Genomic DNA, 12,253 nt, shown 5'->3' with positions numbered 1-12,253 from the left:
AACCTGCAGTTTCGGCGGCCGGCAGCCCGCCGGCTCGGCCGACGTCTCGCCACCGCGTCCGCACTTGCCCCGCACCAGGCCCAGACGCCTCGCAGGTTGTCGGCGCGCACGATCGGCGGCAGATCAATGCACCTGATGATGAAGATGCCGATTACGGTGAGTTCGGAGGCTTGGCCTTCTGCGGGTAGATCGTCTCGTGACGGGCCAGCATGGCAACGAACTCGCCGATCTTCCGCTCGCGGGTCTGCGCCCGTTTAACGGCATTGACGCGGTGGATGAGAGCGAACCGGTTGGTTCTGGTGAGTACGTCGAACATGGCCTGGGCGGTGGCGTCGGCGGCGATGGCGGCGAGGAGGTCGGCCGGCACCTCGGCTTCCGACGGCGGGGCGTAGGCGGCCGCCCACCGCCCGTCTGCCTTTGCGGCTTCTACCGCGGCGCGGCCTGGGGGCAGCATTCGCCCCTGCGCCTCCAGCCGGGCCACGTGGGCGACGTTGCGTTGTGACCAGGAACTACGGGGCCTGCGCGGAGTGAACCGGATCCAGGAGGTCTCCTGATCCCGTTTACGGGCCTGCCCGTCGATCCAGCCGAAGCACAGGGCCTCGTCGACCGCCTGCTGCCAGGTCAGCGTCGTGACTGTGCCGCCCTTTTTGGTCAGGGCGAGCCAGACGCCGGGCGACGTGGCGTGGTTGGCCGACAACCACGCGCGCAACGCGTCGTCGTCCGCGACGATCAACTCATCCAGTTCGGCGCTCGCCATGACGGTGAGGCTAACCGCTGCGCCGTGGCCGCAGCCTCTGCCTGTCGGCCAGCCCGACTCGCCGGGCTGCCGGCGCACCGGACGCTCGGCGCACCGTCGGGGGCAGGACCTCGATGCTCAGGACGATCTCGACGTCGGGCCGGCATGTCGGACTCCTCGTGCACGTGCCGCGTGCGGCGAGCGTCGTCCACGACCAGGCCTCTGACAATCGCCAGCGCCATCCACGGTGGCGGCAAGACGCCGTACGAGCCGGCGACGCCCGGCGATCCAGCCCCGCACCTCAACCACTCGGTCTGCGGCAGATCCGGACGTTCGATGAGGACCCCACGATCACGGACTGACGCGTTCCCTGCCGGTGGGTCGTCACCGGGTCTCTGACTCGCCGTGCCAGCATGGCCTCGTGCGCAACCAGCAACGCCTACGAACACGGACGCCCGAGTCACGAGCCTTCGCGGAGCGCGTGCAGTTCGTCATGAACCTGACCTCGCGCCTCAACGTGCTGCCGTTTGACGACCTCGACGCGCGTAGGACGGTGCTCACCGAGACCTTCGGTGAACCGATCCCTGACTCTCTGTCCATCCTGCCCCCGTTCTATTGCGACTACGGGCTTGGAGCGTCGTTCGGAGAGCGCGTGTTCATCAATCAGGGATGCTTCTTCCTCGACTACGGGGGCGTCAACATCGGTGACCGCGTCCTGATCGGTCCCCGAGTGACTCTGAGCACGGCCGGGCATTCCGTCGAGCTCGACGAACGGTACGACTTCATCACGCACGCGCCGATCGTCATCGAGGATGATGTGTGGATCGGCGCCGCAGCCACGGTCACCCCTGGAGTGACAATCGGTCGGGGCTCGGTCGTCGGCGCGGGCGCCGTTGTTGCGAAGGACGTGCCGCCGCTCAGCGTGGTGACGGCAACAAGCGTTGTCGAGCGAAAGCGTCTGAAGCCGGCGTCCACCGCAACCTCCTGAAGCCTGTGGCTCACCCGTGCACATCGGCATTGTCGAGCGGCGGCCCACCGGCGTCGAGTCACGCTGCGTAACGCGCGGCTCGCGGCAGATCCGGACGTCTGGGCGTCCCCTTTGGCTGGAGCGAGCTTGTCCTATCCCTGTGCTCTAATCCGTCATGCATGTCGTCGTCACAGGCGCACTCGTTGAGAACGGCGCGGTCCTGCTAGTACACCGCAGCCCGACCCGCCGGGCATACCCAGATCTCTGGGATCTGCCCGGGGGGCATGTCGAAGCGGGTGAGTCGGAACTACAAGCCCTCGCGCGTGAGATGCGCGAGGAGCTCGGTGTTCAGATTGTGGCGGAGTCCTCTTCACGGTTGGGCGACTTGCATGCCGGCAGTGGTGAGGACGCCGTTCACGTGGGCGTCTGGCAAATTGGAGACTGGGTTGGCTCTCCGACCAACTGTGCACCTGACGAGCATGACGACATCGCATGGGTCGGGATCAGCGAGCTGGGCGGGCTTCCCCTCGTGCATGGCGTCTTGGCGGCATTGGTTCGTTCTCTGCCTGAGCCTGACCGGCCGCCTCGTCGCGACGAAGCACGGACAGCCGCATCGCCGAGCGGTCCGGAGATCCATCGCTGCTCATCGGCAGAGCCGTGAGCGCTGGCTATGTCCCGGAGGCCATGTACGCGGCGAGGATGTAGTTGGGGTGCCGGTCGAGGTTCTTGCGGGCCCGGTCGTAGCGCATGGTGGTTCGCGGGTCGGCGTGGCGAGCGGCGATCTGCACGTCGCGCAGGCTGAGGCCAGCGTCAAGCATCGTCGTCACGAACGTGTGCCGCAGCATGTGGGGATGCATCCTCGGCATCCGGATCCCTGCGGCCTGGGCCAGGTGCTTGAGCCGGCGGGTGGCGGCGTGCCGGTCCATCCGCCGACCGTGGGTGTTGCGCAGGATCGGCCCGCTGGTGCGCTCATCGACGGCCCGGTCGATGGCTCGGGCGACCGCGGGTGGGAGCGGGACGAGGACGACCTTGCCTCCCTTGCCGCGCACGCGCAGGACCCGGTGGCCGTGTTCCTCGCCTAGGTCGGCAATGTTCGACCCGCAGGCTTCGAAGATCCGCAGCCCGAGCAGACCCAAGAGCGCGACCAGGGCGAAGTCGTTCAGGTTCGGGGACTTCCGGGCGGTGGTGATCAGGGCTTCGAACTGCAGGTGCCCCAGCCCGAGGGTCGGCGACTCGGCCGGCACCGTGGGCCGACGGACGTAGTCGGCCGGCGAGTGCTCCGGATGGCGTCGATGACGCAGACCCGATAGAACCCGACCACCACCGACAGGCGCCGCGAAACCGTCGAGGGCTGGTACCGGCGGACGTCTTGCAGCCGGCGCACGTACCGCTCGATGTCCAACCGCGCCGCAGCCAGCGGGCCCAGGTCTTGGTCGGTGCACCAGCGCAGGAAAACTCGCAGGTCCGACTCGGTATGGACGCGAGTCTGCCCACGGTAGCGGCCCAGGAAGGCCGACACTGCGGCGCGCACAACGAGTTGATCGGCAGGTACGACACTGGAAGCCGAAGCAGGAGAGATAGCCATACATCACCGTGCGTCACCACCGGCGATGAACACCAGCCCACCCGGAGCGGCAGAAGCGGACACCGCCTTGCCGCAGGTTGTTCGGCAGCACGTCAGCGTTGGTGGCAGGACCGAGCCGGCCCGGCGACTCATCCGTTGACAACATCACTCGCGTTCCAATACCCTTAACAGGGTGGTTAAGTGAAGGGGGCTTCCGATGGCTGGCACCGATCAGCTCAGCGCGGTGTTCTCGGCGCTCGCCGACCCGACTCGACGGGCAATCCTCGCCGAGCTGGCCGCACGCGACGCCACGGTCACAGAGCTCACCGCTCCTCTCTCCATCTCGATGCCAGCGGTGTCACGGCACCTGAAAGTGCTCGAGCGTGCCGCGCTCATCTCGCGGTCGCGGTCGGGCAAGTGGCGCGCGAGCCACCTCGAAGCTGCCCCCCTGCGCGAAGCGGCCGACTGGATCGAGCGCTACCGGCGGTTCTGGGACTCGTCCCTCACCCGCCTCGATGCCCACCTCGCCGCGGTGCAGGCCGCCGGACCGGCAACGGACCGGATGGCCAACGACCCCAAGGAGATCGAATGAACACCGAAACTCCGCAGCTCGTCATCTCGCGCGTGTTCGACGCGCCGCGAGAGCTCGTCTACCGAGCCTTCACCGACCCCGACCACCTGGCGGCGTGGTGGGGCCCGACCGGCAACTCCCTGCCACGCGACGAGATTGAGTTCGACGTACGCCCCGGCGGCTATCAACGGTGGACGGAAGTCAATGCAGCCGACCCCGGCCTTCGCGTGCACATCCATGTCGACCTTCTAGACATCGCTGACGGCGAACTGCTCGAAGGCGTCATGCACGTCAGTGGCCGGCTGCAGGAGGGCATCGAGCCGTTCGAGACGAGGTTGCGGGTCGAGTTCCACGACGAAGCCGACGGGCGGACGCGACTGGAGATCCGCCAGTGGCTGCCCGAGCACCTGACACACCCCAGCGAGGAGGGTTGGCGCCAGGCGTTCACCAAGCTGGACGCCACGTTGACGAATCTCCAGGTCCTTGCAGCTGATCATCGAAAGGTAGGAGCATGGCCAAGCTGATCTACGTGACCAACATGTCGCTTGACGGCTACATCGAGGACGAGCGCGGCGCCTTCGACTGGTTCCCACCCGACGACGAGGTATTCGCGTTCACCACCAACCTCCTGCGATCCGTCGGCACGTTCCTCTACGGACGGCGCCTGTACGAATCGATGGCGGTCTGGGAAACCAATACCGGTCTGGCCGCCCAGTCCGAGCTCATGGCAGACTTCGCCAGCGCCTGGAAGGCGGCGAACAAAGTCGTCTACTCCACGACCCTCGCCGCGGTGTCAACCGCCGACACCCGACTCGAACGCCAATTCGACCCCGCCGCGATACGCCAACTGAAGGCCACGGCCAGCAGCGATCTCACCGTAGGAGGTGCCAACCTCGCGACGCAGGCTTTCAAGGCCGGGCTGGTCGACGAGTGCCAGCTGTTCATCTGGCCCGTTGTCGTCGGCGGGGGCAAGCCAGGGCTGCCGACCGGCATGCGCGCCGACCTTGAGCTCCTCGATGAGCGCCGATTCCGAAACGGCGTCGTACACCTCCGCTACCGCCCTCTCGGACAGTGAACGACAGCCCTGTCCGATCGCCGGCGCTTGCATGACAGGCGGAGCGCTGACGACCGATTCGGCCGGATGAGGTCGCCCATCACGAACTCGGGTTGCGTCAAGTCGCAGTGTGCGGAGGCGTCAACCGCCGCGTCGGGACGACGGTGGCGACAGCGAACCTCAGTCCGGGGAACGCCCCGAGAACTACCCCCTTCGTCTATCCGTCGGCGTGCCAGCGCACGCTCGTCGACCGCTCCCGACGCAACCGCTCATCGACATGACCGGACGTTTTCGCCGTCATGCCCATCGCGCGAGCGGCACTCATCCCAGGCCGAGCGACCTTTCGAGCCCGTCGAGAATGAGGTCGAGCCCGAACACGAACTCGTCGCCGAAGTCGTAGCCGGGCTGCATGTAATACGAGGTCGCCATCTCGACGAGATGCGGGTACTCTCCCGCGCCCATCAGCTCCATAATCGGTTCCGCCACTTCGCCGACGCTCTCTGGGCCCTCGAACGGGAGGGCGGCCTCTTGAAGTGCGAAGCCGTAGACATAGCTGTCGATCAGCGCGTAGGCGTGCGCCGTCATCTCGGCCGAGAACCCGGCTTCGCGCAGGGTGGCGATGACGGTGTCGTGGTGGCGCAGATTGGCAGGCCCCGGGCTGCTCCCCGACTCCAGCAGCCCGATGGCCCAGCGGTGTCGCGCTAAGACCTGGCGGGCCGAGTGAGCTCGCCTCCGCAGCTCGGACCGCCAGTCACGACCAGGAACCGGAAGGTCGATCTCGCCGAAGACGATGTCGACGAGCGCGTCCAGGATTTCGTCCTTGTTGGCGACGTGGTAGTAGACCGACATCGGCTTGACGCCGAGCTCCTTGGCGAGGGAGCGGATCGTGAGCGACCCCAAACCGCCAGAGTCGGCTACCGACAGCGCGCCCTGTAGGACGCGCTCGCGCGTCAGCCGCGCTCGCCGCTGGCCGCCCTCGCTGACTGGCTCAGACATTCATATTCCTTGTCCGTTCGTGCTATCGGCACCTTCGTACAAAGTACGTTAGCGTATTCGTACTAAGTACGGATCTCCAAGTTGACTTCCGGAGGACCGCTATGACGACCCCGACCAGGGCGACCCCGACGACGATGAGGGCGGTCATCCAGGACCGCTACGGCAGCTCGGAGGTCCTGCGGCTGGCCCGAGTCGCCCGTCCTGTGATCGCCGACCACGAGGTGCTCGTGCGGGTGCGCGCGGCCGGTCTCGACCGCGGCACGGAACACCTGATGACGGGCAAGCCCTACGTGATGCGACTCGGCTTCGGGCTTCGGCGACCAAAGAACCCGGTGTCCGGCCGTGACGTGGCCGGCACGGTAGCGAGGGTCGGCTCGTCGGTGACGCGGTTCGCAGCCGGAGACGAGGTGTACGGGATCGCTCCCGGGTCCTTCGCCGAGTACGCCGTCGCGCGGGAGGGACAAGCTCGCCCGGAAGCCGGTGAACCTGTCCTTCGCCCAGGCTGCGGTCGTTCCCGTGTCGGCCGGCACGGCGCTGCAGGCGCTCAGCGACATCGGAAGGGTGCAGGCAGGTCAGTCCGTGCTGGTTCACGGCGCGTCCGGCGGCGTCGGGACCTACGCGGTGCAGCTGGCGAAGGCATTCGGCGCCGAGGTCACCGGAGTCTGTAGCACTGCGAAGCTCGACCTGGTGACCTCCCTCGGTGCCGACCACGTCATCGACCACAGCCACGAGGACTTCGCCGACGGGACTCGCCGCTACGACCTGATCCTCGACATCGGAGGACGTCCCTCGGTGAGGCGGCTGCGGCGAGCACTCGAACCACGAGGGACGGTCGTATTCGTCGGCGGTGAGAACGGCGGCAGTCTGACCGGCATGGGCAGGCAGCTGCGCGGAGCGCTGCTCTCACTATTCCTGCGGCAGCGTCTGGCGCTGTTCATGGCAAAGGAGCGCGCCACCGACCTCGAGCGGCTCACCGAGCTGATCGAGGCTGGCAAGGTCATCCCGAGCATGGACCGCAGCTACCCGCTCGACGAGGCGCCCAACGCCATGCGGCTCCTCGAGAGGGACCAGGTCCGCGGCAAGGTCGCGATCACCGTCTGATCCCCGGACACATCACCGCCAACGCGACTTCCAACCACCCGTCCACCCGACCGCAAGGAGCAACCCGTGACCGCGACAACCAGTGGCCCGCCGTTGCCCGACCAGCACGCCGCTGTTCCACCGCCCTCCGCTGCAGGCTGCGCAAGCGACACCGGCAGGACGTACGGACGCCTGATCGGGCCACTCTTCCTGGCAGGGTTCGTCACGTATGGAGTTGGCTTCGCCCAGGTCAGCTCCGTGGTGGACACGCCCGACTTAGTCACCAGCGTCTCCGCTCACCAGGCCACCCTGGTCCTCGGCGCCTGCCTCATGCTGTTGAACACCGCCGTCGACATCGGCAAGGCCGTCTTGTTCTTCCCAATCCTGGAGAAGCACGGCAAGCGGGCCGCCCTGACCTATCTGTCCGCGATGGTCTTCGAGGTCGCCCTGCTGGCAGTCGGCGCCCTCTGTCTCCTCTCGCTCATCCCGTTGTCAGAGCAGCCCGATGCAGGGCAGGTCAGCGCAGAGCTAGCCCGGTCCCTGGGCTCGCTCGCGGTGGACTCCAACACGATGGCGTACCAGATTGGCCAGGCGGGGCTCGCGTTCGGAGCGTTCTTCCTGTGCGTCCTGCTCTACCGGACCCGCTTGGTCCCCCGGTTTCTGGCGGCGTGGGGCGTGGTCGGGTACGTGGTCCACTTCACGGGCGCCGTCGCCGAGATCTTCGGCAGCCACGTCAGCCTGGTCCTCCTCATCCCCGGCGCGCTGTTTGAGCTGACGTTCGGCGTCTGGCTTCTGGTCAAGGGCGTTCGCACCGAGCCGCATGCTCAGGGTGCGTGACGGCATGGTGCTGACCGACAAGGGTCTGATGGCCGGCAGGACGGTGCTGGTCACCGGCGCGACCCGAGGCATCGGCAAAGCGACGGCCCTGGGCCTGGCCCGTCTGGGTGCGCGCGTCGCGATCACCGGTCGCGACCGCGTGCGCACGGAGGCGGCGGCCGGTGAGGTCCGCGCAGTCGGCGGACAGGTGGACTCTTTCGTCGCTGACCTGTCCTCGCAGGCAGAGGTCCGACGGTTGGCGGACGAGGCGCTAGAGTGCCTTCCCCGGATCGATGTCCTCGTCAACAATGTCGGGGGCTACTGGAACACCCGGAGGATCACCCCCGACGGTCTCGAGCACACCTTCGCGGTAAACCACCTGGCGCCCTTTCTGCTCACCAACCTGTTGCTCGACCAGCTGAGGCGGAGCGCCCCGTCCCGCGTAGTGTCCGTCGCATCGAACGCCCAGAGACTCGGTCGCATCGACTTTGACGATCTCCAAGGTGAGCGCTCCTACTCCGGAGCACGCGCCTACAACCAGTCGAAACTCGCGAACGTCCTGTTCACCTACGAGCTCGCCCGCAGGCTCTCGGCTGGCGACGTCACTGCCAATGCTCTCCACCCTGGCCTCGTGAGCACGTCGTTCGGAGCCGAGGACCCCAGCCGATCCCAACGCCTGCTCGTCCCCTTCCTGCGCGCGTTCATGGCATCACCGGCACGAGGCGCCGCGACCTCGATCCAGCTCGCCTCCGCGCCAGCCCTCCAAGGCCGGACGGGGCTGTACCTCACGAAGGGCGGACCGCAGAGGTCGTCCAAACGCAGCTACGACGAGGCTACTGCCGCACGCCTTTGGCAGGTCAGCGCCGACCTCGTCGGCCTGCCCGCAGCGGGTTGACGACGGAGAAACGCGACCGCGTCGCTCCGAAAGCGTCGCACCCTTGCGGTGGATACAACCTCGACGTCCGATCATCGGCATGACCGCGCTCATCGCGGCAAGAGAGGGCGTATGGAGCGGTGGTTCGCCGAGCTGACCAGCCGCAAGCTGCGCAGGTCCAGCCACCGCAGCCTCGCCGATCTCGACGCTGACGTGCGGCAGTATCTGTAATGCCCCAGCGTGCGGAATTTTCAGCCGACCTCAGCCAAGCAGACCCGGATCAGGCGGGTCAGCCGTACACTACCGACAGTGAAATGGTCACGACTCTCCGTTGCGTTGGGGACTACCCTGGCGCTGACCGCGTGCGATACCGCGTCAACACCGCCCGCCCACTCCGCCACGGTTGCGGCGTCCCGGTCGCCGGCTGGAGCTGCCGAGATCACGTTGGCCTTCGCGGGCGACGTGCAATTCGCCGACCGTACAGCTCGCCTCCTTAGTAACCCGGCGACCGCGTTCGGGGCGATCTCGTCGACGCTGTCCGCCGCAGACGTCGCGATGGTCAACCTGGAGACCGCGGTCACGACGCGCGGCACCCCGGAGCCGAAACAATTTCACTTTCGGGCGCCAGTGAGCGCGTACGACGCGCTGAAGGCGGCCGGGATCGACGTGGTGACGATCGCGAACAATCACACACTGGACTACGGACGGGTCGGGCTGGCCGACACCGTGGATGCGGCCAAGGCCGCCCGGTTTCCGACCGTTGGAGCGGGCGACAACGCGGCAGCGGCGTTCGCTCCGTGGATCACCGAGATACGCGGTACGAAGATCGCGTTCCTCGGCTTCAGCCAGGTCTTCGAACTGTGGACGTCGTGGAAGGCAACCGACAACCAGGCCGGCATCGCGATGGCACGGGACCTACCACGCGCGGTCGCGGCAGTGCAGGCCGCTCGGAAGCAGGCCGACGTTGTCGTCGTCTACATGCACTGGGGCCAGGAGGGCGACTCGTGCCCGACCGCCGAGGCGCGCGCACTCGCCGGTGAGTTGGCCACGGCGGGAGCCAATATCATTGTCGGTGCCCATGCCCACCTGTTACTCGGCGACGGTCGGATCGGCAACACCTTCGTCCAATATGGACTGGGCAACTTCCTGTGGCGCAGCGACGACGCGTACAGCAACGATACCGGCGTGCTAAAGGTGGCCCTACACGGCTCGGCGGTCGAAAAGGCAGAACTGGTGCCGGCGCTGATCTCCCGACAAACCGGACAACCAGAGCTGGCCCGCGGGAAAGACGCGACCCGGATCTCCCAGAAGTACAACAACCTACGCGCCTGCGCCGGACTCGCCGCGACGGGATCTGCCTCGGCCCAACCCGGCGGATGACCCCGGTACTACCGCATCATGCTGGCGGTACTCCAGTGGAGATGCCGGGTTCTGGCGATGATCTTGTAATCGGCTTGAGCGGCCCTTGTGCAGCCAACCGGACGATCTTGAACGGCTTATGGCGGCGCGTTCGGGGCGCATGGGCTGGGCCTGCCGAATCCTTGCTCACACCCGCGGAGTTTGCCGCGCAGAACCATCGGACGCACTGCCGGTACGGGCGTCGGCAGCATGTAGACGTTTCTGCCGACGTCCTCAACTGGCGCTTTCCGCGCGATGGCCCCTTCAACCTGTCTGGCGCTGACCGAGTTGACGTGACGGAGCGTCACGTTTTGCGGAGGTAGTGCCCACTTGTTGGTAGGGCCAGTCTTGGCCGTCTGGGTGGGGCCATCTGAAGACCGTCCGAACCACATGGCGCTGTAGCGGTGGATTACAAGGTTTCCGTGACGCCTTCCGCCGCGGCTTCACCGCGCCTTCACCACCTCTCACCACCCCGCGCCGCTGACAGGCGCCCGGATGCGGCTGTCAGCGCAGCACACCGCCCGTGACCGCCCAACGTCATCGGCGGCGACAGTTCCAGACTCCCTCCCCACGGGAGGGATCCCTTCCTTCTACTCCCTGAGGAGATCCCTCATGACCAGCGAATCCTCCACTCCCGCGTCCCGTCCATCCTCGTCCCGAACTCCGTCCAGCAAATCTCAGCGACTGTCTCAGCTGCGTCGGCTGACCCTGCGCGACCGTGAGCTCCTCGCGTGGCTCGCCGAGCACTACGTGCTGTCCACCGCCCAGATCACCCAGGCGCTGTTCCCGTCGCAGCGCTCAGCCCGGCTACGCCTGGCCACCCTGCACCGCATCGACGCCGTGCACCGGTTCGTCGACGTCACCACCGGCGACAGCCAGCACCTCTACACCCTCGGCCCATTCGGCATGCTCGTGCACCCCACCACCTACACCGACCCGCAGCGGGCCGACGCCAGGCCGCCGCGCAGCAGCATCGAACGCACCGAACGCATCATCGGCAGCCCCCGCCTGCGGCACCTGCTCGGCACCAACCAGCTCTTCGTCGACCTGCACGCCTACACCCGCCCCGACCCGCACGCCCGCCTGCTGAGGTGGTGGTCCGAGCAGCACACCGCCGCCGCGTACGCCTTCGCCGAGATCTGCTACCGGGCTGGGCGCGGCTGCCGATGGTCGTCCTGGCCACCGTGGCCACCGTGATCGCGTCCCAGGCGGTGATCACCGGGGCGTTCTCGGTGTCCCGGGAGGCCATGCGGCTGGGCTTCCTGCCGCACCTGCGCATCCGGCAGACCTCCCACCGCGAGTACGGGCAGATCTATGCCCCCGGGGTCAACTGGAGCCTGTTCGCGGCGGTCCTGCTGGTGGTGTTCGCGTTCCAATCATCCACGAATCTCGCCGCCGCTTACGGGGTGGCGGTCACCGGCACATTCCTGATCACCACGACCCTGTTCCTGGTCGTCGCACACGGGTTGTGGCGCTGGTCCACTCGGCGGGTGGTGCTGTTCGGGGTCGTCTTCGGCAGCATCGAGCTGATCTTCTTCACCGCGAACCTGGCCAAGGTCAGCCACGGTGGCTGGTTGAACCTGCTCATCGCGATCATCCTGTTCACGATCCTGGTGACCTGGCGGCGCGGAGCCCAGCTGGTCACCCCGCGACGCATCGAACTGGAAGGCCCACTACGGGACTTCATCGACAAGCTGCACGCCATGAACATCCCGTGGGTGCCGGGCACCGCGGTGTTCCCCCACCCGAACAAGGAGACCACGCCGCTGGCACTGCGCGCGAACGTCGCGCACAACCACGTCCGGCACGAGCGAATCGTCCTCATCACCGGTCGCACCGCGAACGTCCCACACATCCCTTGGGATCAGCGACTGACCATCGACGATCTCGGCGACCCGAACGACGGCATCATCCACATCACTGCCGTCTTCGGGTTCCAGGACCCCACCGACTTTCCCGAGGTTCTGCGCCGCGCCGCCACCCACCCCCTCGCCGAAGGGATGGACCTCGGCCAGGTCTCCTACTTCGTCTCGAGGATCACCCTGCGTTGCACCCGTCGCCCCGGTATGGCCACCTGGCGGAAACGCCTGTTCATCGGCCTCGCCCACAACGCGGCGAGTCAAGCTGAGTTCCTTCACCTGCCCGAGGAACGCACCATCGTCCTCAGCGCTGAAGTCCCCGTCTGAATCAGGGCCGA

The 12,253-nt window shown here is 67.0% G+C and carries 13 protein-coding genes and 1 pseudogene; 11 read left to right on the top strand and 3 right to left on the bottom strand.

All coding sequences use genetic code 11. The features are described from left to right. Positions 1 to 151: 151 nt before the first annotated feature. Entirely contained in the window at positions 152 to 757 is a 606-nt protein-coding gene (locus DKT69_RS14820; RefSeq protein WP_109802142.1) for a YdeI/OmpD-associated family protein, read from the bottom strand. Positions 758 to 1,157: 400 nt separating this feature from the next. On the opposite strand from DKT69_RS14820, the gene DKT69_RS14815 reads away from it, so the two are divergent. Then, complete coding sequence (locus tag DKT69_RS14815; protein WP_201749671.1) at positions 1,158 to 1,724, top strand: sugar O-acetyltransferase; 567 nt, start codon at positions 1,158 to 1,160, stop codon at positions 1,722 to 1,724. 154 nt (positions 1,725 to 1,878) lie between these two features. Beyond that, positions 1,879 to 2,364, top strand: coding sequence for an NUDIX domain-containing protein (locus DKT69_RS14810; RefSeq protein WP_109802141.1), 486 nt, complete (start codon positions 1,879 to 1,881; stop codon positions 2,362 to 2,364). Positions 2,365 to 2,371: 7 nt separating this feature from the next. On the opposite strand, the gene DKT69_RS38980 is transcribed toward DKT69_RS14810, so the two are convergent. Continuing rightward, positions 2,372 to 2,947: a tyrosine-type recombinase/integrase gene (locus DKT69_RS38980; RefSeq protein WP_201749670.1), complete on the bottom strand. Its 576-nt coding sequence runs from the start codon at positions 2,945 to 2,947 to the stop codon at positions 2,372 to 2,374. Between the two features lie 537 nt (positions 2,948 to 3,484). Between DKT69_RS38980 and DKT69_RS14800 the strand changes: the two genes are divergently transcribed. Genes DKT69_RS14800 through DKT69_RS14790 form a run of 3 tightly spaced genes read left to right on the top strand, consistent with a single transcriptional unit; the run spans position 3,485 to position 4,913 of the window. Continuing rightward, positions 3,485 to 3,859 carry an ArsR/SmtB family transcription factor gene (locus tag DKT69_RS14800; RefSeq protein ID WP_109802140.1) on the top strand — a complete coding sequence of 125 codons (375 nt, stop codon included), beginning with the start codon at positions 3,485 to 3,487 and terminating at the stop codon, positions 3,857 to 3,859. Beyond that, on the top strand, positions 3,856 to 4,362 hold the full coding sequence (locus DKT69_RS14795; protein ID WP_109802139.1) for an SRPBCC family protein: 507 nt from the start codon (positions 3,856 to 3,858) through the stop codon (positions 4,360 to 4,362). The genes DKT69_RS14800 and DKT69_RS14795 overlap by 4 nt, the downstream gene beginning before the upstream one ends. Next, entirely contained in the window at positions 4,350 to 4,913 is a 564-nt protein-coding gene (locus tag DKT69_RS14790; protein ID WP_109802138.1) for a dihydrofolate reductase family protein, read from the top strand. Before DKT69_RS14795 ends, DKT69_RS14790 begins: the two co-directional genes overlap by 13 nt. A gap of 300 nt (positions 4,914 to 5,213) precedes the next feature. Here DKT69_RS14790 and DKT69_RS14785 read toward each other — a convergent pair whose 3' ends face one another. Further along, positions 5,214 to 5,888, bottom strand: coding sequence for a TetR/AcrR family transcriptional regulator (locus DKT69_RS14785; RefSeq protein WP_109802137.1), 675 nt, complete (start codon positions 5,886 to 5,888; stop codon positions 5,214 to 5,216). A 134-nt stretch (positions 5,889 to 6,022) separates the two neighbouring features. Here DKT69_RS14785 and DKT69_RS14780 point away from each other — a divergent pair. The 6 genes and pseudogenes from DKT69_RS14780 (at position 6,023) to DKT69_RS14755 (ending at position 12,242) form a co-directional block, all read left to right on the top strand. Beyond that, positions 6,023 to 6,989, top strand: a pseudogene (locus tag DKT69_RS14780) (NAD(P)-dependent alcohol dehydrogenase). Positions 6,990 to 7,055: 66 nt separating this feature from the next. Continuing rightward, positions 7,056 to 7,805 (top strand): DUF4386 domain-containing protein, encoded by a 750-nt coding sequence (locus tag DKT69_RS14775; RefSeq protein WP_109802136.1) that lies wholly within the window; start codon positions 7,056 to 7,058, stop codon positions 7,803 to 7,805. 4 nt (positions 7,806 to 7,809) lie between these two features. Next, the gene (locus tag DKT69_RS14770) at positions 7,810 to 8,679 is read left to right on the top strand and encodes an SDR family oxidoreductase (protein ID WP_146231085.1); all 870 of its coding nucleotides are present in this window, start codon (positions 7,810 to 7,812) and stop codon (positions 8,677 to 8,679) included. 288 nt (positions 8,680 to 8,967) lie between these two features. Next, positions 8,968 to 10,038, top strand: a complete 1,071-nt coding sequence (locus tag DKT69_RS14765) for a CapA family protein (protein ID WP_161557841.1) — start codon at positions 8,968 to 8,970, stop codon at positions 10,036 to 10,038. A 630-nt stretch (positions 10,039 to 10,668) separates the two neighbouring features. Next, positions 10,669 to 11,253 carry a replication-relaxation family protein gene (locus tag DKT69_RS14760; protein WP_109802134.1) on the top strand — a complete coding sequence of 195 codons (585 nt, stop codon included), beginning with the start codon at positions 10,669 to 10,671 and terminating at the stop codon, positions 11,251 to 11,253. Further along, a complete protein-coding gene (locus DKT69_RS14755) occupies positions 11,250 to 12,242 on the top strand; it encodes a KUP/HAK/KT family potassium transporter (protein WP_236647925.1) in 993 nt (330 codons plus the stop codon). Before DKT69_RS14760 ends, DKT69_RS14755 begins: the two co-directional genes overlap by 4 nt. The last annotated feature ends 11 nt before the right edge of the window (positions 12,243 to 12,253 follow it).

This window comes from Micromonospora sicca (genome assembly GCF_003172935.1).
GTDB lineage: Bacteria > Actinomycetota > Actinomycetes > Mycobacteriales > Micromonosporaceae > Micromonospora > Micromonospora sicca.
Note: the sequence above shows the minus strand (reverse complement) of the source record. Positions and strands in the feature narration are given on the sequence as shown.

Coding starts and splice junctions, on each gene's coding strand:
- DKT69_RS14820 (WP_109802142.1), bottom strand. CDS start 757: ATGGCGAGCGCCGAACTGGATGAGTTGATCGTCGCGGACGACGACGCG.
- DKT69_RS14810 (WP_109802141.1), top strand. CDS start 1,879: ATGCATGTCGTCGTCACAGGCGCACTCGTTGAGAACGGCGCGGTCCTG.
- DKT69_RS14800 (WP_109802140.1), top strand. CDS start 3,485: ATGGCTGGCACCGATCAGCTCAGCGCGGTGTTCTCGGCGCTCGCCGAC.
- DKT69_RS14795 (WP_109802139.1), top strand. CDS start 3,856: ATGAACACCGAAACTCCGCAGCTCGTCATCTCGCGCGTGTTCGACGCG.
- DKT69_RS14790 (WP_109802138.1), top strand. CDS start 4,350: ATGGCCAAGCTGATCTACGTGACCAACATGTCGCTTGACGGCTACATC.
- DKT69_RS14785 (WP_109802137.1), bottom strand. CDS start 5,888: ATGTCTGAGCCAGTCAGCGAGGGCGGCCAGCGGCGAGCGCGGCTGACG.
- DKT69_RS14770 (WP_146231085.1), top strand. CDS start 7,810: ATGGTGCTGACCGACAAGGGTCTGATGGCCGGCAGGACGGTGCTGGTC.
- DKT69_RS14760 (WP_109802134.1), top strand. CDS start 10,669: ATGACCAGCGAATCCTCCACTCCCGCGTCCCGTCCATCCTCGTCCCGA.